The organism is Undibacterium sp. Ji22W, from assembly GCF_049340305.1.
Taxonomy (GTDB): domain Bacteria; phylum Pseudomonadota; class Gammaproteobacteria; order Burkholderiales; family Burkholderiaceae_D; genus Undibacterium.
On sequence record NZ_JBMPOU010000001.1, the window covers coordinates 36531 to 59389 of the forward strand.

Sequence of the window (22859 nt, forward strand, 5' to 3'; positions counted from 1 at the left end):
TATTGTCGGTTAGCTTTACTTGCAGTGGCCGCTCGGGTGATTTATGGCTGACGCCGATGCAAGATATTTTCCTGTTGTTTTAAGTAAATACTATCGAAAAGAAAATATTAATCGTAAAGAATACGGTTTTGTTTTTTAGTTTCAGATAAAAATTAAAGCGCTTTGAGGAAAAAACACGTAAAAATACAAAGCGCTTTGAATTTTTTGGTGAAATGTTGATAATGAAAACGATAAAATGTAGTTTGACTACATCAATTGTTTTGATGTGATTGTGGTTTTCGTGCCACGTAGTAGTGTAAATCCTCATAGGTAAGACGAAAAACTTACGAAAATCTTCGCTTTTTCTGGTTGACATCAAATTTAGTTTTGGTACAAACTTCATCCAAGATTTGAATTTAGACCAAAAGTTTGCCGATTCGAATTCGATGCAGAAAATAAGATTTAAAAGTAGTGCGTGTTCCTCCCCCCCTAGATTGCAGTCACAAAAAAATTTGGAGATTTAAATGGAATTGAATTTCACTAAGCGCCAGCAGAGTTCGAATCTGAACCGTGCCGTGGTCAAATTAACCCCAATTGCTGCCGGATGTGCAGTGATGTTGGCTTTGAGCGCAGGTTCAGCTTACGCTCAGCAAGCAGAGCCGGCAAAAGAGGCAGCGAAGGCTGAAGGCCAGGCTGTTACCGAAACTGTCGTTGTGACCGGTATTCGTCGCGGTATTGAAGCAGCGATCTCTTTGAAGAAAAACTCCACTTCTATTGTCGAAGCAATTTCCGCTGAAGATATCGGTAAGTTGCCAGATTCTAGCGTGGCAGAATCTATCGCCCGTTTGCCAGGTGTGACGGCACAGCGTAGCCGTTCTTCAGGTAAGGCTGCAGACATCAGCGTGCGTGGTTTGTCTCCATCATTCAATGGTTCCTTGTTGAATGGCCGTGAACAAGCGTCGACTGGTAATGCGCGTGCGCCAGAATTTGATTTGTTCCCAGCAGAATTGATGGGCTCTGTATTGATCTACAAAACACCAGATGCTTCATTGATTGGTCAAGGCTTAGCGGCAACGATCGATTTGAATACACTCAAGCCACTCGATTTCGGTAAGCAAGTGATTTCTGCAGCATATCGCAAACAGCGTACTGGTGTGCAGACAGCCTCTGAAGGTAGTGGCGACCGCGTCTCTTTCTCGTATGTTGATCAATTTGCTGATCGTACGATCGGTTTGTCTTTAGGCTTTACGAAGTTTAAAGAAGACGGCGGTGCACAGCAGCGTTTTAATACTTGGGGTGGTTGGTCTCCAGAAGTGGATTACAACGGCGCAAAAGTTAAAACAATTGGTGGTTTCGGTGCGGATACTGAAACTAGCAAGAGTGACCGTGATGGCGCATCGGTGACTTTGCAATTTAAGCCTAACAAAAACTTCAAATCCACAGTAGACGTGTTCTACTCAGCTGGTAGCTCTAGCTTGAAGAAAACTGGTCTGGAAGGCGCAGTTGCTGGTTCAGCTGGTGGCTATGATCCTGATGGCGTTTTGTCTAACGCCACTATCGTGAATGGTGTAGCGACTTCAGGTACTTTCAGTAACTACAAAGGCGTGGTTCGTAATCACAAAGAGTCTGCTAAAGATAAATTTACTTCCATCGGTTGGAACAGTGATTTGAAAGCAGATGCATGGACTTTAAATGCAGATTTGGCTTACTCCAAAGCAAAAAAAGATGCATCCCGTTATGAAACAACTGCGGGTCAACCTGGTGATGCAAAAAATCTGTCATCGATCAGCTACACGGGTTTTAATGGCGGCAATTTCAATGATGTTAAGTACACGACTAGTTTGAATTTTGGTGACCGTAACGTTGCTAAACTGACGGACGTGGATGGTTGGGGCGGTGGCGTGAATTCTCCACAAGCTGGGTATGTTGCATTGCCTACGGTCGACGACAAAGTGACTAGTTTCCGTTTGACGGCAAGCCGTGACGTTGAATTCGGCCCTATCGTTTCTGCGCGTTTCGGTGTTCAAGGTACTGATCGTGAAAAAGTTCGCTCTGGTCAAGAAGGTCGTCTGGTCGTTAAAGGTACCAATGGCTATGCAACGGCAACTGTTCCAGGTTCTGCGGTTGGTATCGCTGGTACCACTGGCTTGCCTATCGTCTCTTTCGATCCTGAAGGTTCATTAGGTTCTATCTATGAATTGGCACGTTGGGTTGATGCATCAGTATTGGCAAAAGATTGGTCCGTGCACGAAAAAGTCACAACGGCGTATGCCATGGGTGATTTGGATGGTCAGATGTTTGGCTTGAATTACCGTGGTAATGTCGGTGTACAACTCGTTCACACAGATCAATCCTCTACCGGTAATCAAGTTGATTTGGCGAACTGTACAGGTATCACTGCTGCGACTTGCCCTTCTAGTGTAGTCGGTGGCGGTACCAAGTATTCCAACATCCTGCCAAGCTTGAACGTATCTTATGACTTAGGTCACGATCAATTCTTCCGCGTTGGTGTTGCGAAGATTATGTCTCGCGCCAACATGGACGACATGCGTGCAAGTCAGGCATTCGGTGTCACGACACAAGGTAACAACCCTATCTTGACGGGTAGTGGTGGTAATCCAAACTTGAAACCATTCTTGGCGAAATCTTTGGATTTGTCGTATGAAAAATATTTCGGCAATAAAGGTTATTTCAGTGTTGCTGGATTCTACAAATCTTTAGATACTTACATTTTCCGTTCACCAACGACATTTGATTTTGCTCCGTTTGTTAGCGCGAAGACACCATTGCCGTTGACGGGCGCTTACAAAGGTTCTACGGTTGGTTTGTTGACATCCCCACGTAACGGCGAAGGCGGCAGCATCTCTGGTTTCGAATTGGCGTTGAATGTACCGTTCAATATGTTTAGTTCTTACCTCGATGGTTTCGGTGTGATGGTCAATCACTCTGACACGTCCAGCCAAATTACTTTGCCAGGCTTCGGTTTTGCTAACGTAGCGATCAGCTCTTTGAATATTCCGTTGCCAGGTTTGTCGAAGAAAGTCAGCAACTTGCGCTTGTACTATGAGAAAAACGGCTTCCAAGTGGCTTGGGCTGCTCGTAAGCGTTCTGATTTCTTAGGTCAAGTCAGCGATTACCAAGACAACATGCAGTTGACGATGGTAAAGGGTGAAACACTGGTTGATTTGCAAGCTTCCTACGAGTTCCAAACTGGCTGGTTGAAAGGTTTGTCCTTGTTGGTGCAAGCGAATAACTGGAATAACACACCATTCCAGGAATACAACACAGATCCTAACGTGATCACGAATAAAGTGACTTACGGTAGAACTTACTTGTTCGGTGCAAACTACAAGTTCTAATCTGAGCTGACAACAGACCCCTGCGCAGCATGGCAGGGGTCTTTTTTTTATCTGTTGTCGTTTGTCTGACCACATCGTAGTGAGTCAGATCTTAGAATTTGTGGAAAATAATTCTTTCGTTTTCAGTGTCAGCTACACTGTAAAGGCTCGCTCAGAGTCAACGAAGCAAAGTGCTATTTTCCATCCATTCTTTTCAGTGTGAGAACTCAAGATGAATAATGCATTAATCAAAGACGTGGTAATTGTTGGTGGCGGTACTTCAGGTTGGATGACGGCTGCCGCGCTCGCTAGAACGTTGCAAGGTAAGTACAAAATTCGGGTGATTGAATCGGACGAAATTGGTATTGTCGGCGTTGGTGAGGCGACAATTCCTATGATACAGCGCTTCAATCATGTCTTAGGTATCGACGAAAATGAGTTCTTGCGCGAGACCCAAGGGACTTTCAAACTGGGCATCGAGTTTGTCAATTGGGGCAAGCTCGGTGACCGATACATGCATGGTTTTGGCACGATAGGGCAGGACACTTACACCGTGCGTTTTGATCAGTACTGGCAAAAATATCACGCTCAAGGCAAGGTCGCACCACTCGAAGAATATTCAATCACGCGTATGGCATCGAAGGCAAACAAATTTATGCCTGCGAATCGTGAAGTCGAGAATTCCCCTTTGAATCAAATCGCCCATGCGTATCATTTTGATGCCAGCCTGTACGCCAAATTTTTGCGTAAATATGCAGAGAAACTCGGCGTTGTACGTACTGAAGGCAAGATCACGCAGGTCAAACAATGCGATGGGCAAGGTGATCGCGATGGTTTCATTGAATCCGTTGTTCTGGAAAATGGTGACGTGATTCGCGGTGATCTGTTCATCGATTGCTCAGGCTTCCGCGGCTTATTGATAGAACAGACGTTAAAGACCGGCTATGAAGATTGGACCCATTTCTTGCCGTGTGATCGCGCTTTGGCTGTACCTTGCGAATCTGCATCCGTATTGACGCCGTACACCCGCTCTACTGCGCACAAAGCTGGCTGGCAGTGGCGGATTCCACTGCAACATAGGATCGGAAATGGTCACGTATTCTGCAGTCAATTTACCAGTGAAGATGAAGCTGCTGCAACGCTGTTGGCGAATCTCGATGGCAAGCCTTTGGCGGACCCACGCTTGCTCAAATTTAATACCGGTATGCGTAAGCAATGCTGGAATAAGAACGTGGTGGCGATAGGCTTGGCGAGTGGATTTCTTGAGCCATTAGAATCGACCAGTATTCATTTAATTCAAACTGCGATTGCGCGCCTAATCAATTTCTTTCCGACTATGGCTTTCAATCAAGTCGATATCAACGAATACAATCGTCAAAGTAAATTTGAATACGAACGTATCCGTGACTTCGTCATTTTGCATTACAAACTGAATCAGCGTGAAGATTCCGTCTTCTGGAAAAATTGCGCTGAAATGGCAATACCAGAAAGTCTCAAGCACAAGATGGAGATCTATCAAGCCAGCGGACGTTTATTGCGCGTCGACGATGAATTGTTTGCCGAGGTCGGCTGGTTGCAAGTCTTGGAAGGGCAAAACATGCCAGTTCAAGGCTATCACTCTTTGGTTGATTTACAGACCGAAGCTGATACCTTGGAATACCTGGAAAGCGTGCGTGAGGTGATTGCCAAATGTGTCAAGGTCATGCCAGATCATGCTGCGTATATTGCCCAGCATTGTGCGGCGGCGAAGATGTAGTCGAGAATTTTACTATGCAATAAATTAGTACAAACTGCGCACAAACAAAGCACATACAAAGTACAAACAAAAACGCGAAATCCAATGGCAGGTCCTGGCGATCGCACAATGCATCACTAAGAAATTTTGAGGGGACACTATGCAACAACTAGCAAAACCTAAACTGTCATTTTGGCAGATATGGAATATGAGCTTCGGCTTCTTCGGTATTCAATTTGGATTTGCTCTGCAAAATACCAATACCAGCCGCATCTTTGCCACACTCGGCGCGGATATCGATAATCTGTCGATACTGTGGTTGGCTGCACCAATCACTGGTTTGCTAGTGCAACCCGTGATTGGCTACCTCAGTGATAACACTTGGCACCCAGTATGGGGACGTCGTCGCCCATTTTTCTTTGTTGGTTCTGTGCTGGCATCGATTGCGATGTTCTTAATGCCCAATTCCAGTATGTTGTGGATGGCAGTGTTCGTCTTGTGGCTAATGGATGCCTCGATCAATATTTCCATGGAACCGTTCCGTGCCTTTGTCGGCGATAAACTCGACGCCAGTCAGCAAACCGGTGGTTTTGCGATGCAAACATTTTTCATCGGCTGCGGTGGCGTGATCGCTTCTTTGCTACCAACGATTTTCACGGATTATCTGGGTGTCAGTAATGTGCCAGTGAACGGCGCGATACCGGATACCGTGCGTTACTCCTTTTACGTCGGCGGCAGTGTGTATTTCCTCGCGGTGTTGTGGACGGTGTTGCTCAGTAAAGAAGATGCACCTGCAAATATGGATGCGTTTTTGGCTGAACGTGCTGCTAGTAAAGGTTTGGGTAATGCCGTTAAGGAAATTTTGGGCGGCTTTTTGAAAATGCCAAAAACGATGGTGCAACTGGCGATCGTTCAATTTTTTACGTGGGTCGCTTTATTCGCCATGTGGGTCTATACCACGCCATCGATTGCCGCGGGCGTATTTCACTCTAGTGATGCGCAATCAGCAGGCTACCAGGAGGCTGGTAACTGGGTCGGCATCATGTTTGCGATGTACGGCGGCGTGTCGGCGATTGCAGCTTTCCTATTGCCTATGTTGGCTAAATTGACTAGCCGCAAGTTTGTGCATTTACTGTGTTTAGTCATTGGTGGCCTTAGTCTGATCAGTATTTTTGCGATCACTAGCAAGGAAATGTTGTTAGTGCCTATGGTCGGAGTCGGTATCGCTTGGGCGAGCGTACTTACTATGCCCTACGCGATTTTGGCCGGTGCTTTGCCCGCCAATAAAATGGGTTACTACATGGGCTTGTTTAACTTCTTCGTCGTGATTCCACAGATCGTTGCTGGTGTGGTGTTGGGTGCCATTTTGAAAAATTTCTTTGCAAATCAGTCTGTCAAAATTTTGATGTTAGGCGGCGCCTGTATGGTGCTGGCTGGCTTGTTGACGTTGGTTGTGCAGGATGATGCTGAAAAAGTGATTGTGAAAGCAGCTTAAGTACGTGTCGTTAAGTCGAATTGAAGTGAAATTTTAGCCTAAGCTTCGTACATCACCAACTCTCGAGCGTGGTGGTTGAAGGCGTGTTCATGTTGATGTAAGGGAATGTCGATGTTACGTAAGTCTCTGATTGTTCTGTCGCTGTTGAGTGTTAGTTTGAGTGCGATGGGCACGCTGGGTAGCACGCCAGAGCAAAAAAAAGCCAAACCACAAACTTTTCTGTGGAATAACGCGACGGTTTATTTTTTGCTTACAGATCGATTTAACAACGCCGATAAAGGCAATGATCTGGCCTATGGGCGCCAAGCTGATGGTGCTCCTTTGCGCGGGTTTATGGGTGGTGATTTGAAAGGCATCATCGCAAAAATTAAAGATGGCTATTTTGAACGTCTTGGCGTGAATGCTTTGTGGATGACACCACCGGTTGAACAAATCCACGAAGGCACCGATGAAGGTACCGGAAAATCCTATGGCTTTCACGGCTATTGGGCGAGAGATTTTACCAAGGTGGATGCCAATCTTGGTACCGATAAAGATTTTAAAAACTTGGTGGATATCGCGCATCAACATGGCATCCGCGTCTTACTTGATGTTGTGATGAATCACACGGGCCCAGTCACCGTTAGCGATACAGCCTGGCCCGCTGATTGGGCGCGTACAGAGCCAACTTGCGATTACCAATCTGCAGATGGCGCAATCAAATGTACACTCGTTAAAAATTTGCCAGACTTCTTAACGGAGAGCGATAAGGCAGTTGAATTACCCCCATTTTTAGCGCAAAAGTGGAAGCAAGAAGGGCGTTACGAGCGAGAAGTAAAAGAGTTGGAAGTGTTTTTTGGACGCACAGGATTTCCCCGCGCACCACGTTACTATTTGATGAAGTGGCAGACTGATTGGATTCGCAAGTATGGTGTCGATGGATTCCGTGTTGATACTGTCAAGCACGTAGAAGCAGCAGTTTGGAAAGAATTAAAGAGCGAAGCAAGTGTCGCTTATGAAGAGTGGAAGCAGGCCCACCCCAAAAGCAGGCTCAGTGATGATGCATTTTTCATGACGGCTGAAGCCTATAACTATCCTATTCGCGATGGTTTGTTATTCCGCATGGATGGCGGTAGCCGCATCAATTACTACGCAAACGGTTTCGATAGCATGATTAACTTTGGCTTTAAGTCGGATGCCCATCTGCCTTACGAGACTTTGTTCAGTCAATATTCTAGTTATTTGTCCGGTGAACTAAAGAATTATTCGGTGTTGAATTACATCAGTTCACATGATGACGGTTTTCCATTTGACCCAGCGCGTGTGCAACCCTTTGTCGCAGCGACGAAGTTAATGCTGAGCCCCGGCTCCGCGCAGATTTATTATGGAGATGAAACTGCCCGCCTATTGAATGTGAATGAGGCGCAAGGTGATGCGAAGTTGCGTTCCATGATGAATTGGACTGCGTTGCAAAAAAATCTGCCGATCGCCTCGACGCAAAGCGCGCAGACCAAGCAAACCACCCGTGACTTGCTATCGCATTGGCAAAAATTGGGGCAGTTCCGGCGCGCACATGTGGCGGTTGGGGCTGGTTTGCATCAACAAATATCCGCTACGCCTTATGTGTTTAAACGCAGCTATCAACGCGATGGGGTTAGTGATACGGTGATCGTGGCGTTAGATTTGCCGGTTGCTAAAGTCCATCAGATCGATGTGAGCGGTGTGTTTCTCGACGGTGAAAAACTCCATGACTATTACTCGGGAAAGTCCGGCATCGTCAAAGCCGGAAAATTTGAATTGCCCGGCCAGCATTCCATTATTTTAATAGGCAAGCCATGAAAAGATTTAGTCGTACTTCTTTAGTCGGTAACACACGTCGTGTTGGCTTTGGCTTACTGGCTGCGATTGCTCTGCTAGCAAATAATCAAGCATCTGCACAAAATGCGCAGCGTCAAATTGTGACGTTGAAACATACGGCCACGTACCTTGAGATTGTGACGAATGATGGTCGTTATCGTATTACACCTTACTCTGCCGACGTTTTCGAAACCAGTTTTTATCCACAAGGTGAAAGCCTTAGCGCCTTTGATCAACAATCGCATGCGGTCGTTGCACAGTCTGGAAAGCTGAAAATACACTTTGCCGAAACTAAGAATCAAATCGACTATGCCAGCGCAGGCTTGGCAGTTCGGGTGCAGAAATCGCCGTTTCAGATTTCTTATTGGTACCACGGAAAATTGCTGACGTCTGAAAAAACCGGTTACGAAAAAATATCGACCCCTGAAAAAAATCAAGAGCGTATCAGTTTTAATCTTGATTCCACTGAAGCTCTGTATGGCGCGGGCGCACGTGCACTCGGCATGAATCGACGCGGTCATCGCTTGCCGTTATATAACAAAGCACATTACGGCTATGAAGAGCGATCTAGCCAAATGAATTTTGGCATTCCGCTCATTTACTCCTCAAAAATGTACGGCATTCATTTTGATAACGCCGCCATTGGAACACTGGACCTCGATAGCCAACACGCCAATACGCTGAGCTATGAGACGATAGGCGGGCGTAAAACTTATCAAGTGATCGCTGGTCAGGATTGGACTACGCTAGTCGCAAATTACACGGGTTTGACCGGGCGCCAGCCTTTGCCGCCGCGCTGGGCATTTGGTAATTTTGCCAGTCGGTTTGGTTATCATTCTGAAGCGGAAGCGCGCAATGTTATCGCGCAATATCGTTCTGAGAAAATTCCGGTTGATGCCATCATTTTTGATTTGTACTGGTTCGGTAAAAACATCAAAGGCACGATGGGCAATCTGGCATTTGATGCGGATAACTTTAAGAATCCACAGAGTATGATTGCCGATTTTAATCAGCAAGGTGTAAAGACGGTGTTGATCACCGAACCCTTCATACTGTCGACTTCAAATCGCTGGCAAGAAGCGGTACGTGAAGATATTCTGGCGAAAGATCGTAGCGGAAAGCCGTACACCTACGAATTCTATTTTGGGAATACGGGTCTGATTGATTTATTTCAGCCCAAGGCACGTACCTGGTTTTGGAATATCTACAAAGGTCTAGCACAGCAAGGCGTGGCAGGCGTGTGGGGTGATCTGGGAGAACCAGAAGTCCATCCCGCTGAGTTGTTACATGCCGATGGCAAACTGAGTGCGGATCAAGTGCATAATATTTACGGACATGAATGGGCGAAGTTGGTTGCGCAGGGCTATCAGAAAGATTTTCCTGATCAGCGTCCGTTTATTTTGATGCGGGCAGGCTATTCTGGTTCACAAAGATTTGGATTGATACCATGGTCAGGTGACGTCAACCGGACGTGGGGTGGATTGCGTTCTCAGCCTGAAATTGCCCTACAAATGGGAATGCAAGGTTTGGCCTATATGCATTCGGATTTAGGTGGATTTGCTGGTGCAAATCTGGATGATGAACTGTATGCCCGTTGGTTGCAATACGGTGTATTTCAACCGATTTTTCGACCACATGCGCAAGAAGAGGTGCCAGCCGAAGCGATTTTTCGCGCGGACAAGGCCAAGCAGTTAGCGAAGGCTGCGATTGAGTTGCGATATCGCTTACTCCCTTATAACTACACCTTAGGATTTGAAAATCAAGAGCAGGGTTTGCCACTGATGCGCCCTTTATTTTTTGCCGAACCTCTGAATTCTACATTGTTGACGCACTCTGCTTCGTATTTGTGGGGTAATGATTTCTTGGTTCATCCGATTATGGAATCAAAGACGCAGCAGGTCGATGTCCTTTTCCCGCAAGGTCGGTGGATAGATTTCTACACAGGGCAGGTTTATCAAGGTGGCGCTACTCACACTGTTGCGGTGACTGAGCAACATATTCCGGTTTTTGTCCGCGCCGGCGCTTTCATACCGATGGCAGCACCTATGCAAAGCACCCAGTTCTATCAAGAGCAATTACTGGATCTGCATTATTATCACGATGAGAGTGTTCACCGAAGTAGCGGCAAAATGTATGAGGACGATGGACAGACACCGCAAGCGTATACAAAAGGTATTTATCGTCTGCACCAATTTAGCAGTACCTATGACACTTCAGCATCGGGCAAAGCAAGTTTGCGCATTCAATTGAAGCAGCAGCATGGAAGACATTTGGCTGCGCAAAATAAGCAAATCACCTTTTACCTGCATAACGTATTGCGTGCACCGCTGCAAATCACGCACGATGCAAAAAATGTGGATTACGCTTGGGATGCAACGACCAAGGTCGTCAAAGTGCAGATTCGTGGAAACGCAAAATCATCGAATTTAATTCGTGTGAATTGGTGATCTCGCGATCCTAATTTTGTGCGCCACAGAACTGCTACAAAACGGGGCACACCACGGGCAAAATTACTTGTCCAGTCAGGTGCATACGATTACACTTCGTTTCTTTTGGAATTAAGATCAAGTTACTAAGTCATCAAGTTACTAATTAAGCACAATCGCATCTATGAACCTCAAAAGTCTGGCACAAAGTCTCGGTATATCTGAAACCACGGTGAGTCGTGCATTGAACGGCTATCCCGAGGTCAGTGCGCGGACCCGACAGCGTGTTTTGGAGGCAGCGGAGCAATATGGTTATCGACCAAATCCCATGGCGCGGAGTCTGGCATCTGGTCGTACCAATGTGATTGGAATTATTCATGCATTGGTGGCGAATGATTTAGCTGATCCTATGTTCATGCAAATCATCGGCGGCATGGTTGAAGCTTTAGAAGACCGTCAGATGGATTTGATCATGGCGCCGGTATCACCAGAGAATGAATTGCGTTCGTACGAGCACATGGTGAAAGAGCGTCGGGTCGATGGCCTTATCGTTGGTCGCACCAAACTCTATGATGAGCGCGTCGCCTATCTGGCCAAACAGGGTTTGCCGTTTGTGGCGCATGGACGTACTCGTGTCAATGATCCACATGCCTGGTTTGATTACGATAATGAGAGTGGGATGCGGATCGCGGTGGAGCATCTACTGGCGCATGGGCATCAACGTATCGCTTTAATGAGCGCGCCGATCGATATGAACTTTGCACGACAACGCTATGATAGTTTCCAAAGCGTGATGCAAGACGCAGGTCTGCGACCAAATCCCGATTACCTCAAAGATAATTCCAATGACAGACGCGGTGGCTATGCCGCTATGCAACAACTGATTGGTAGCGCAAATCCACCGAGCGCTGTCATCGTCGACAATCACATGGCGGGTGTCGGTGCGATGCGGGCGCTGTTGGATGCCGGTATCGCGATTGGCCAGCAAATGTCGATTATCGTTTGGGGCAAGATGGAAGATTCACTGGCAGGTTATAAAGTGACGACGATTGAGCAACCAAATCCAGATCTCGCAGGCAAGAAAATGGTCGAGATGCTGTTAGCTTTGCAAAACGGTACCCCGCCGTCAGAACTACAAGTCTTATGGCAACCAGTATTGTTGGCTGGTGAGACTGTGAATCAAGCGAGAGCCTAAGGTGTTCCTCGCTGTCGTTTTTATTTGATCCCACTTGAATCATTTCTTCCAACGTATTTCTTTTATCATTCGCATATTCCATTGTAGTTTTCGGTGAATTGGCCGCATACTATTTGCGCTGCATACGTTCGCTCGGTGTTCCCCAGATGGAGATTGTGAAGATGATTCCGGAGAACGGTACTGAAACGCCAAATTGGATACTAAGCGCTTCGATGTTGCGTTGATTTCAAGTACCCAACTGTCAGCGCAATTGACCCAAATTAAAGCGGTAGCAGAGCATGTGGGCGGCGTACTGGTACAAAGTTACTCATATCCTATAATGCACAAGAAGCACGCCGAATTAATGCTGTAATTTGTGAGATGTTAACGAAAAAGCGCATAAGCGGTCGTATTGAGGAATTTCAACGGCAGTTGCAGAGTTAAAGTATGCAGGCATATACCTACATAGCTTGAGTGGCACTGGAATATAATCCATTAGCTTGCCTTTTTGATTCGACAATACACACTTTCTCCAAATTAAGATAATTGCTTACCTTGAGGTTCTGATGACACCCACGTTGAATATCTATTTGCTTCTGGCGGCCGGGTTTTCAGTGCTCGCAGCACTATTGCATTTTGCTTGTTTGTTATTTGGCGCACCGCTTTTTCGTTTGTTGGGCGCTGGTGACGTCGCAGTGAAAATGCTGGAACGTGGACATTCTCAACCTCTGTTGATCGCGGCAGCAGTCGGTACTGCCTTGTTAATATCCGCAGCCTATGCCAGTTCTGCTGCCGGTTTGATTATGAGCCTTCCATGCCAGCGCTTGGTCTTGATTGCTGTCACAGTGGTACTGTTTGTGCGGGCTTTGAGCTTTCCCGTTTTAAAACCATTAATTCTCGGGAATAGCGATTTGTTTTGGTGGATTAGTTCTGGTGTGTGTTTCGTGTTCGCATCGCTACACGCGATCGGTTTGGCGCAAGTGTGGAGTCAATTAAAATGAATCAATCAAGAGTGGAAAACTTATTGCAGGATTTGAATCTAATCAATTCAGCCAATTACGAGATGGTGCAATCTGTCAGAAAAATGGTACTCGGATTGGGGGCGGATGTCAGTGAAGAAGTGAAATATGGCGGCATCCTTTTTTCTGCTACCAATTCCTTCTGCGGCGTGTTTGCGTATTCCACCCATATCTCCCTAGAATTTAGTGAGGGTGCCACGTTAAGTGATAAGTATTCGGTGCTGGAAGGTAAGGGGAAATTCAGGCGTCATATCAAATGCCTTCAAATGGACGAGATTCAGAATAAGCATCTTTTACATTATTTGAAGCTCGCTTATCAGCACCAGAAGTCACAGCAAACCTAGATTCCACTTTGCTATCGTTTAGGAGAGAAGATGCAAGCACCGATTCCAATTTTACGCAGTTTCGATGAGGCTTCTGCAAAGTCATTTTATGTGGATTTTTTAGGATTTAGTCTTGACTGGGAACATCGTTTTGAACCCAACACACCACTGTATATGCAGTTATCTCAGACAGCTTGTGTGTTGCATCTGTCTGAGCATTTTGGTGACGCTGCACCAGGTGTACATTTGCGGATCAAAGTCGATGACGTGATCACATTTTGTGCGTCTTTAAATGCCAAGAAATATCGGCACGCACGCCCCGGTTATCAAGTAATGGACTGGGGCACCACCGATATGACGATCAATGATCCTTTCGGGAATAGACTGACTTTTTATACTGAGACCTAAGGCAAGGGTCGCTTCTTAATTTGGCCGCATTCTTAGAAAACAAATCAACAGAAAATTAAACACTATGCACGAATCAAATAAGCCAAACGACAATCATCATTCGGATATCCCGACGACAGTGACTTGTCTGGTTTGTGAGACGGTGACTACGGAGGGCGCTACCGTCTGTCGTAGCAATGAGGATGCAAACTGTCTTGCAAAAGGTGCTGCAGAACGTATACAAAAACTAAACAGTCAGTGTTTTTGTATCAGTTTGCCTGAGGGTGCTTTGAAACGTGCATTAAAGTTGGAGTTGGCGGCGCCTGAAGTATTTGATTTGATAGAGCAGCGATGCCCACACTTATTTTCTGCGCAGCCTGTATTCGTGTCGCGTACTCAGCAAATGCGGATGGCGGCGGTCATACAAGCGATAGAAAGCGTCGTCGCACTACCCACATTTCGCGCCAAGCTTGTATCGGCGGCGCCCGAGATCGTCAGGCAGATGATGTCACAGAATATGAATCCTACAACGGCTGCGTTGGCCGTAGATGGCGTGTTTTTTGGCTATGACTTTCATTTGCATGAAGAGAAAATTGGCTTGATCGAAGTGAATACGAATGCTGGTGGTGCTCTGCTCAATGCGGTGTTGGCACGTGCTCAACATGCCTGCTGTGCAGTGATGGATGATGTCGTCCATACGCAAGCCAAAGTGCAAGAATTTGAGCAAGCGATTGTCGCGATGTTCCAACACGAATGGCGTTTAGCACAAGACGCAAAAGCCTCGGCGCACAATGATCATTCCTCGCACGATTTGCGAACAATCGCGATTGTTGATGAGCATCCTGAAGCGCAGTATTTGTATCCTGAGTTCCTTTTATTTCAACAACTGTTTCAACGTCACGGTATCAAAGGCATCATCGCCGCACCTGAGCAACTAAGTTGGCGCGATGGTGGATTATGGTGTGGGGAAGAATGTATCGATTTGGTCTATAACCGTCTGACCGATTTCTATCTGGAAGGCCCGAAAGTAGATGCTTTGCGTCAAGCTTATCTGGCTCAGGCGGTCGTTTTGACACCAAATCCTTGCTTGCATGCCTTGTACGCGGATAAACGCAATCTGGTGATTTGGTCTGATCCTCAGCAACTACAACAACTCGGCGTTGATGCGGAAACGCAGGCTTGTCTGCTTGCGAATATTCCACGTACCGAGGTGGTTCAAGTGAAGTATGCAGATCGCTTGTGGGCAAATCGCCGCCAGTTATTTTTTAAGCCGAATGCAGGTTATGGTGGACGCGCTGCTTATCGTGGCGATAAGTTGACCAAGCGCGTGTGGGAAGAGATTCTTGCCGGAGAATATATTGCGCAAGAAATCATCAGCCCGGGCGAGCGCGTGAGTGGTTCACCTGAGATGCCGGCACAGATGAAATTCGACATTCGGCAGTACACTTATCAAGGTGTGGTGCAATGGACCGCCGCGCGCTTATATCAAGGGCAGACCACGAATTTCCGCACGCCTGGAGGTGGCTTTGCCCCGGTCTATACGCTTGACGATAATGACCTGCTTGGAAATCCTCAAAAAATGGCGGCGCTATTAGCGTAGTTTGGCGTCATTGGGCGTAATTGAACGTAGTTGAGATTGGTCAGATTTGATCGGGATACCCCGGTAATAAACGCCTTGTATATCCTACGCCATTTCCTTGTGCATAATCGACACCGAATGCGCTTAACAGATCAAGGATCAATTGATTCTCAGTGAGCTCGGCGATTGTTTTAAATTAATCACATGACCGATGTGATTGATCGCATAGACCATCGCAACATCGACTGAGTCAGCAATATTATCTTTCACGCAGCAGGCATCAATTTTTAGAAAATCGACAGGCAGATGCTTGAGATGGGCCGATAAAGACATGCCGCTGTCGAAAGCTTCCAGCGCAAATTGACAAACTTTTTCTTTCAAGCACAGAATAGACGCGTGCATTCATTTAATTCGCAATCGATGTGGTTTCGGTATTTTCAAAGCAAATGGAATCGACTATCGTCTGTGCTACTTAACTCCCAACTATACAGTGTCATGTCTGACATGCCCGCACTTCGGTAAGGATTGGCATCTTATCCAGGCACAAAGTATGCCTTATATATCCTTAGAGCAAGCCTCCTCGCAGGGCAAAGATAAATCAAAGGTGATTGGTAGACGGAGTTTTGTCGAGAATAACGAGGCGTTAATAACTACTCTGTTTTTTTTTGCATGAAAACAAAAAAAATCATGTAAATTTGACGCCTAGCCCAGACTAGCCTAGCCTTACTTTGGTAGTTTGGATGAATCAGACGAATTAAAGCATCAAATCAAGCGATTCAAAGAATTGGTCGCAACGGTAGTAATTGCATCAGCCAAACCTTGTAACGTTTACCTCTGCTGACATACTGATCGGGATCATCGTTTTTTGCATTCCAGCTATTTCCTTCTTGCATGTCTTGACGAATGGCATTGGCTAACTGAGTAGCAAGCAGAGGGCTATGAATCACGACACCGACTTCTGTGTTCAAGTTCTCTGAGCGTGGATCAAAATTGAACGTGCCAATATAGGCGACCTTGCCATCGACCACCATGGATTTCGCATGCAAGCCAAATACCGCAGGTTGGTACTTGTCGATCACAGGCGAATTTAGCAATTTACCGCGACTTTTCGCATCTGGTCGAAATTCGAAAATTTCAACGCCCATTTTGAGTAACTCTTCACGCTGATTGCGATAGCCACTAAAGGCCTGTAAGTTGTCTGTCGATGCCAGTGAGTTGGTATTGACGATAATTTTTACCCCGCGTTGCAAAGTTTCTCTAATCAAGGTTTTCGCTTTATCGGATAAAACCAGGTAGGGCGATTGAATGACAATTTCTTTTTGCGCCGACTTTACTAAGGCGGCTAGGGCGCGCGAACTATCGCCACTGCCTTGCAAACCTTCCTGACGATTTTTGCCGGGAATGTCGTGAATGAAATCAACATGAGTCCACACCATTTCTTTGCCTAGGCGTTCGAATGACTCGGGAATGCCACGGATCGCTTGCTTGAGGAGGGGATCAAAATTGGTGTCTTGATTTGCATACTGATGTAATTGTGCATAAATATTCAACACTTCTTGATCGCTGACATTCACAGACGGTTGCATGAAGCGATGTTCGGCGAAGATTTTTTCTACTGGCACACTTAAGGGATGTTGCCAAAAGTTGTCGAAATTATTTCTGACTTCGCCGACTGCCTTACCTAAGATAAGTGCATCACGATCACGGAAATTTGCCTCGTGATGAAAGTTAAAATATTCACTGGCCATATTTCGACCACCAGTAATCGCAACGACGCCGTCGACTACAAAGGTTTTGTCATGCATGCGTTGATTCGCTGCCTTGAAATCAGTAACGATATTCCACAGGCGCTTACCCGCATTGCTGCCGACCCTATGCTTGGGATTGTAGATGCGAATTTCCACATTGGGATGTTTGGCTAATGCCAACAAGGTCACGTCTTCTGCTTCAATTAATAAATCATCGACGATTACCCGCACTTTAACGCCACGGTCTGCTGCACGAATTAGGGCTTCTGAAGCGAGTGTGCCGATGTTGTCGTTACTCCAGATGAAGTATTGCACTTCGATACTAGTGGTTGCATGGTCTGCCAGCCAGGCACGTGCTAGCAGTGCTTCAAAACCATTTTCTAAAATATAGGCACCCGTTTGTTGCGGATGTGCAGCGGTGACAGATTTGATGTAGTCGGGCAGTGACCACGACAAGTTGCCAGCTTCGCTGCTTTGTGTGAGGGCAAACTGCGGCACGCTAGTAGCATCGCCTTGTGCGGAGGCTGCCAGTGGCACGCTGTTATAAATTGCAGCCGTGCTCGCAAATGGCCGATCAAGATACCAAAAAAGACACAGTAAGCAAAAAATGGTCAGATTCAGTTTGAGTTTGTTGGCTGGAGTCATGGCGTAATGTTTCTGTTTTTATGGTGTTTAGTATTTGATGGTCAAGCCGCTGGATGTGGACCGCGCTTGCCCATTTTACAATGTGAATAGTGGGATGCCGAAATACTCTTGGATCTGCGCTGCACATCAAAATTCTCTCGAAAGTTTTGTGTCGGTATTGTATGGAGATACTTTAGTTTATTTCATCTACAACTTTTTTCAAATAAGTAGTTTTTATTGCCCTGTTTTGGCATGCTGCGCTCAGTTTGTTCGATATCAGAAAGGATAAAAATGAACCAACAATTAGCGACAGACTTGGAAAATTCTGCAAGCGATATGCTGCCGCCCACATCAGAGCATGTAGTGTTGCAAGCACCAGAAGTAGTGCGGGTGCTGAATGAACAGAGTGCGAATTCTGCTGTGAATTTGAAGCCAGAGTTGAAGACTGCAGTGGAACAGCAAGTCGAACGATTCATGCAAGGTCTATTGACGGAAGATGTGCAAAGCGAAGCTTTTAAAACGCGCTTGGATAGCGCATTTGCTTTGGGCCGTGAAGAGATTTCTATCGCGTCTAATCTCATGCAGGGACGCCTATTGCAATCGAATTTTGTGGGCATGGAAGACAGCGCGGCATTTAAGGCTATACAAGATTTACGCGGGCAACTTGATCAATTGAATCCAGGCAAACAAGGCGATCTATTTCAGCCGCAAAAATTGTTTGGCTTGATCCCCTATGGAAATAAGTTGCAAAGCTATTTTCGTAAATATCAAGCGGCTTCTGCGCAATTGCAAACCACCATGCAGCAGCTCTATATGGCACGCGATGATTTGCAACGTGATGTGGTGGATATTGAAGCGACTCGCGTTAAATTGTGGGAGGTGATGCAAAAACTCAAAAGCGCCATTCATTTTGCCGAGACGCTGGATGCGTATTTGTTTGAAAGAGTGTGCAGTTTGAAAGCAACTGATCCTGCGCGTGCAAGTGCTTTGGAGCAGGAGGTTTTATTTTATGTGCGCCAAAATTTGCAGGATATGTTGACCCAGCAAGCAGTCTGTACCAATGGCTATTTGGTACTCGACGTACTCAAAAAAACCGGACGTGAATTGATGAACGCCTGTAGTCGGGTCGCTACCACTGGCATGAGTGCTTTAGCAGTCGCGCAGACCGTAGCGCGTGCTAGTGGTTATCAAATCAAAGTATTGGATACGCTAGAAGGGATTAATCACACAATAGAAAACTTGATTAGCGAAACAGGACGTCAATTAAACCAGCATGCGGATAGGGTCGGTCAGTTTTCGCAAAGCCCTATGATAGGCATCGATAAATTGAAGGATATGTTTGATCAAACATTTAAAGCAATGGACAGTATGGATCAGTTCCGCAGTAAGGCGATAGAAGTAATGGGACAAAATCGCCAGCTCATGCAAGCGCAACTAGAAAAGGCGGAACACTATCTGGATCGTTATCGCCAGCAACAGGCACGTGAGGCCAGCAAGCTTGTAGTTAGTGGGCCGGTAGTACTGTAAATAATTACTCTGCGCATGGGTGTGCAGGAAGACAAAGTTAAGTTTTGTTTTTTTTGATTCGATTTGAAATTCAACTAAAGGGGAAATTCAACATGGCAACGCAATATGTAATGCAACGTGACAGTAGTGGTTGGAGAATTCAGGTATGGCTTGCGTTTGGTATCGCCGTATTTGCCTGCGGTGCTGGTGTACTGCAATTGCCGGGGCAAGAACTGGATCGCGCTTTCGTCGCGCTGGGTCTTTTCTTTAGCTTGTTCGTTTGTTTCGCCTTGGCCAAAATGATACGAGATAATCGAGATGGCCAAGTCGATACCGGTTCCTGGGTGTTAACTGTATGGGCTGCTTTTGCTGCTGCGATTTTGTTGACAGCGTGGGGTTTGTGGCGGATGGCGATTCCCCCCTGGGAAAAAAATTATATGCTGATCAGCTGGTTGTTTCTGATTAGTGCTACTTTTACCTTGGCTAAAACGGTGCGCGATGCACATGAAGTCGAGTTGATGGAGCGCTCGCAGTTTTTGAACGAAGAAACGAAGATATCTTCCTAATTTAACTTGAAGTTAAATGGCACAGCACAATCACGCGGTATCTTGCTCTTTATTTTTTAATTCTAAAAAGCGCTGCTGTTGAATTAAGTCTTCAGCGGCGCTTTGATTTAGTCGTTGTTCGTATTTATCGAATTCATTTTGTAATAATTGGATTTGTTGTGCCAATAATTGTTCTGCTGTGCAATCTTGATCAATGATTTGAGTGCCGCGCAATGAGCTAGGAATACGTAAGAAACTCTGCAGACTGTCTGGTAGGTAACGTTGCAAGCTTTGGTTCAAATAGTGACGGTCCTCTAAAGAAAAGCAGTTCGCATCACGACACTGCTGCGCTAGACGAGACAGACGCCAGACCTGATCTTTAAAGCCAATCAATTGCGCACAAAGCTCACTACTGAGTTCTTCCGTTATGCAATTCAAAGCATGATCAAAAGCCTGCAAGCTCGCGATATCAAATAAGGAAGCGTCAGTCTCGATTGGCTTGGAGCGGAGCTGTCGCACAGAACGCAGATACGCGATCATGCCAAATCCAACCAACAAAGCAATTCCCGCCACGATGCCCAAATTCAAAGATTTCTGTATCGCTGCTAACAACAAGCCTAGGAAGGAAGCCGAGCAGAGCAAACTACTGAGCACGATGCCGGTTCCAGTCTTTGGGTGGTGTAAAGCGGGTGAGGGGCCATTTAATTTTTCTACTAAAGGCAAACCGAATTGCTGTTTGTTTTGAAGTTTAGCGAAACGCTGATTGAATTTGTTCCTGAGCTTCCTATTGTGCTCCGTTTTCTGTGCAGTGGCGTTAGCCTGCTGAATAGCATCTTTTTTCGGCCAAGTTCGACTATTGACCGGGCGATTCGACGCAACGTATTTAGGATCAGAAGGCCGCATAGGCAATATGGGTGAGAGCAGAAATCAAATAGATCATAGCATTGTTAGGTACTGACGAGAATGCTTGTATCGTTTTTAAGTAGATGGGTAAATCGTGAAATGAACGGTAAATTGTTCTTAAAAATACTCAGACTTAAACTGAGTTGCTAATGATAAGCTATGGCTTGCTGATGGAAGTATCTGCCTCGGCTGACCGCCGTCCATAGACCAACGAGCTAAACATATGCGTTGCCCAATTGATCATTCCGATTTGTATGAAAAAACGTTTAGTGATGCTCTGACTCATCGTTGCGGTAGCTGTCACGGCGTATTTTTACCGGGAAAGTTATTTCGCGATGTCATGGCACAGGCAGCTATGCACGCACATCACGAAGCTAAGCCAAAGAATACAGCAGTCAATAAATACCAACGATTTTGCCCAGCTAAATGCAGTGCTATGATGACTTTGACTGTCCGGGAGATAGAAATCGAAGTATGCCCCGATTGCATGGGAATTTGGCTCGACAGTGGTGAATTGGAAAAGATGATTTTGCAGTATGGTTTGCCTGGAAAGCAGGCTTTAGACAAGATTGGCGCAAATCTTGGAGAGGTAAAGCAACAAGTTCACAGCAGTGCAAACAGCGGCGCAAACAAAGGGGGAAGTTCTGATAATTTAGATGTCTTTGATGTCGTCGAAATTGCAGTAGACATGCTGAATATCTTTAATTGAGCTTCACTGATTGAGGTTAATTGATTGAGTCTGATTAATTGAACTTAATTAGTTGTGAGATGCCGAATTGATCCGGCATCTTTTTTAACGGGCGACGAAGATTATTAAAAATCTATATTAAAACCGACGATTAATCTGCGCCATCAACACATTCGCATGTAAATCCAAATTCGCATGCAAATTTCCGCGAGGAATATTATTGCCCCCTTCGAGTGCGATCGTCACTTTGGTAAATTGTATGTACTGATACGCGACATCGACTTTCCAGTCTTTGTCGATATCGTAGCTAAAGCCAGTACCAATATTCCAGCGATCATTATTTGGTGCGCGTGGACTCACCGTGGGTGCTGGTGTCGGTGTCCAGTCATACATCATGCCTGCGCGAATTTGCAGTGCTGGACTGTGTTGATAACCGAAACCAATGGAAGTTGACCAGCTATCGCGCCAGTTGTTATCAACTACGGTTTCTGCTAATCCGTTACTGTATTTAATGTGGGTGTTTTTGAATGCACTCCAGCCAAATCGATTTGCGTTGGCATACAGTTCGATTTGTTCGTTCACTTTGTGCGCAAGTCCGATTTGCAGCATATAAGGTGTACTGATATCAAAGTCTGCCCTCGATTTGGGATTGGTGATAGTCACACCTAATTGCTTGGCGGTCGCGACCAAGGCTGCGTAATTAGCGGGTGTGCCAGTCAATTCAGCATTGCCACGGAAACTGTGATGTATGGGCGAGCGGAAGGAAGCACCGATGCGTGTTTCTGGTGTGGCTTGATATTCCATCCCCAGCGAGAATCCTAAAGATAGGTCCTTCGCTTTGATCGTACTTTTGACATCGGTCGCGACGGTCGGTGTGGTTGTTGTTGCGACCATGGTGTCTAATCCCGCAGTATAGTACTGGAAGTTCAGACTGGCACCGAGCGCGAGTTCTGGGCTGATGCGATAGGCGGCACTAGGACTGAGATTGAGTGCCGTCAAGGCTGTTCTGGTGGCGGTATAACGTGAGACGGCAGTCTCTGGATATTCAGAAACATAGGCGTAAGGCGCACCGAACGCCACTCCCAACACCAGGTCTGGATCAACTTGATGACTTAAGTAAGTCGCTGCACCGTAAGCGGTATCGATAGGTTGCTTAGGTTCTGCTGGCGTTCCGCTGACCGCTACCTTACCGTCTGTGTAAGGCGCGGTGGCAGTCGCATTGTATAAACGCGATTTAGGTAAATCTAATACGAAGCCAGCTGAAGCGCGGGTACCATCGAAGCGAATTAAGGAAGCGGGATTGGAAAACATCGCGCTGATGTCACGGCTACCCGTACCATTGGTTGCATAGGCGGTGCTCATCCCAGTCGCACTTTGATGCAAGAAATGGTATCCATTGGCTGCACTGATATTCGGATACAAGCTGGCCACACCCAGAGTGATGATGCTGAACGCTTGGCATTTGGTTTTGAGTTCCGGTTTTAGTTTCATTGTAGGCTCCTGAGTAAGATGGAAAATTGGATTCAAAAATAGGTTTGAAAATGGATTCAAAAA

General features: G+C 46.1%; 17 protein-coding genes. 13 read left to right on the plus strand and 4 right to left on the minus strand.

What is annotated here, in order from left to right; translation table 11 throughout:
* Positions 1 to 503 precede the first annotated feature (503 nt).
* The 10 genes from ACO0KW_RS00150 (at position 504) to ACO0KW_RS00195 (ending at position 15312) form a co-directional block, all read left to right on the plus strand.
* Positions 504 to 3338 carry a TonB-dependent receptor gene (locus tag ACO0KW_RS00150; RefSeq protein WP_423049455.1) on the plus strand — a complete coding sequence of 945 codons (2835 nt, stop codon included), beginning with the start codon at positions 504 to 506 and terminating at the stop codon, positions 3336 to 3338.
* A gap of 211 nt (positions 3339 to 3549) precedes the next feature.
* Complete coding sequence (locus ACO0KW_RS00155) at positions 3550 to 5073, plus strand: tryptophan halogenase family protein (RefSeq protein ID WP_423049457.1); 1524 nt, start codon at positions 3550 to 3552, stop codon at positions 5071 to 5073.
* Between the two features lie 139 nt (positions 5074 to 5212).
* On the plus strand, positions 5213 to 6547 hold the full coding sequence (locus ACO0KW_RS00160) for an MFS transporter (RefSeq protein WP_423049459.1): 1335 nt from the start codon (positions 5213 to 5215) through the stop codon (positions 6545 to 6547).
* Between the two features lie 111 nt (positions 6548 to 6658).
* Positions 6659 to 8365: an alpha-amylase family glycosyl hydrolase gene (locus tag ACO0KW_RS00165; protein WP_423049461.1), complete on the plus strand. Its 1707-nt coding sequence runs from the start codon at positions 6659 to 6661 to the stop codon at positions 8363 to 8365.
* Entirely contained in the window at positions 8362 to 10830 is a 2469-nt protein-coding gene (locus tag ACO0KW_RS00170; RefSeq protein WP_423049463.1) for a TIM-barrel domain-containing protein, read from the plus strand. Before ACO0KW_RS00165 ends, ACO0KW_RS00170 begins: the two co-directional genes overlap by 4 nt.
* Positions 10831 to 10993: 163 nt before the next feature.
* Entirely contained in the window at positions 10994 to 12004 is a 1011-nt protein-coding gene (locus tag ACO0KW_RS00175) for a substrate-binding domain-containing protein (protein WP_423049465.1), read from the plus strand.
* 545 nt (positions 12005 to 12549) lie between these two features.
* Positions 12550 to 12984, plus strand: a complete 435-nt coding sequence (locus ACO0KW_RS00180) for a hypothetical protein (RefSeq protein ID WP_423049467.1) — start codon at positions 12550 to 12552, stop codon at positions 12982 to 12984.
* A complete protein-coding gene (locus tag ACO0KW_RS00185; RefSeq protein ID WP_423049468.1) occupies positions 12981 to 13346 on the plus strand; it encodes a DUF1801 domain-containing protein in 366 nt (121 codons plus the stop codon). Before ACO0KW_RS00180 ends, ACO0KW_RS00185 begins: the two co-directional genes overlap by 4 nt.
* A gap of 30 nt (positions 13347 to 13376) precedes the next feature.
* Complete coding sequence (locus tag ACO0KW_RS00190) at positions 13377 to 13733, plus strand: glyoxalase superfamily protein (protein ID WP_423049470.1); 357 nt, start codon at positions 13377 to 13379, stop codon at positions 13731 to 13733.
* A 64-nt stretch (positions 13734 to 13797) separates the two neighbouring features.
* Positions 13798 to 15312 carry a hypothetical protein gene (locus ACO0KW_RS00195; protein ID WP_423049472.1) on the plus strand — a complete coding sequence of 505 codons (1515 nt, stop codon included), beginning with the start codon at positions 13798 to 13800 and terminating at the stop codon, positions 15310 to 15312.
* A 138-nt stretch (positions 15313 to 15450) separates the two neighbouring features.
* On the opposite strand, the gene ACO0KW_RS00200 is transcribed toward ACO0KW_RS00195, so the two are convergent.
* Both ACO0KW_RS00200 and ACO0KW_RS00205 read right to left on the minus strand, forming a co-directional pair.
* The gene (locus tag ACO0KW_RS00200; protein WP_423049474.1) at positions 15451 to 15693 is read right to left on the minus strand and encodes a hypothetical protein; all 243 of its coding nucleotides are present in this window, start codon (positions 15691 to 15693) and stop codon (positions 15451 to 15453) included.
* Between the two features lie 374 nt (positions 15694 to 16067).
* Entirely contained in the window at positions 16068 to 17684 is a 1617-nt protein-coding gene (locus tag ACO0KW_RS00205; protein WP_423049476.1) for a phospholipase D family protein, read from the minus strand.
* Between the two features lie 270 nt (positions 17685 to 17954).
* Between ACO0KW_RS00205 and ACO0KW_RS00210 the strand changes: the two genes are divergently transcribed.
* Both ACO0KW_RS00210 and ACO0KW_RS00215 read left to right on the plus strand, forming a co-directional pair.
* Positions 17955 to 19190: a toxic anion resistance protein gene (locus ACO0KW_RS00210; protein ID WP_423049478.1), complete on the plus strand. Its 1236-nt coding sequence runs from the start codon at positions 17955 to 17957 to the stop codon at positions 19188 to 19190.
* A 92-nt stretch (positions 19191 to 19282) separates the two neighbouring features.
* Positions 19283 to 19735: a YiaA/YiaB family inner membrane protein gene (locus ACO0KW_RS00215; RefSeq protein ID WP_423049480.1), complete on the plus strand. Its 453-nt coding sequence runs from the start codon at positions 19283 to 19285 to the stop codon at positions 19733 to 19735.
* 30 nt (positions 19736 to 19765) lie between these two features.
* On the opposite strand, the gene ACO0KW_RS00220 is transcribed toward ACO0KW_RS00215, so the two are convergent.
* Complete coding sequence (locus ACO0KW_RS00220; protein WP_423049482.1) at positions 19766 to 20617, minus strand: hypothetical protein; 852 nt, start codon at positions 20615 to 20617, stop codon at positions 19766 to 19768.
* Between the two features lie 355 nt (positions 20618 to 20972).
* Between ACO0KW_RS00220 and ACO0KW_RS00225 the strand changes: the two genes are divergently transcribed.
* Positions 20973 to 21326, plus strand: coding sequence for a zf-TFIIB domain-containing protein (locus tag ACO0KW_RS00225; protein WP_423051901.1), 354 nt, complete (start codon positions 20973 to 20975; stop codon positions 21324 to 21326).
* A 117-nt stretch (positions 21327 to 21443) separates the two neighbouring features.
* Here the strand turns inward: ACO0KW_RS00225 and ACO0KW_RS00230 are convergent, their stop codons facing one another.
* Complete coding sequence (locus ACO0KW_RS00230) at positions 21444 to 22796, minus strand: OmpP1/FadL family transporter (RefSeq protein ID WP_423049484.1); 1353 nt, start codon at positions 22794 to 22796, stop codon at positions 21444 to 21446.
* Between the last annotated feature and the right edge of the window lie 63 nt (positions 22797 to 22859).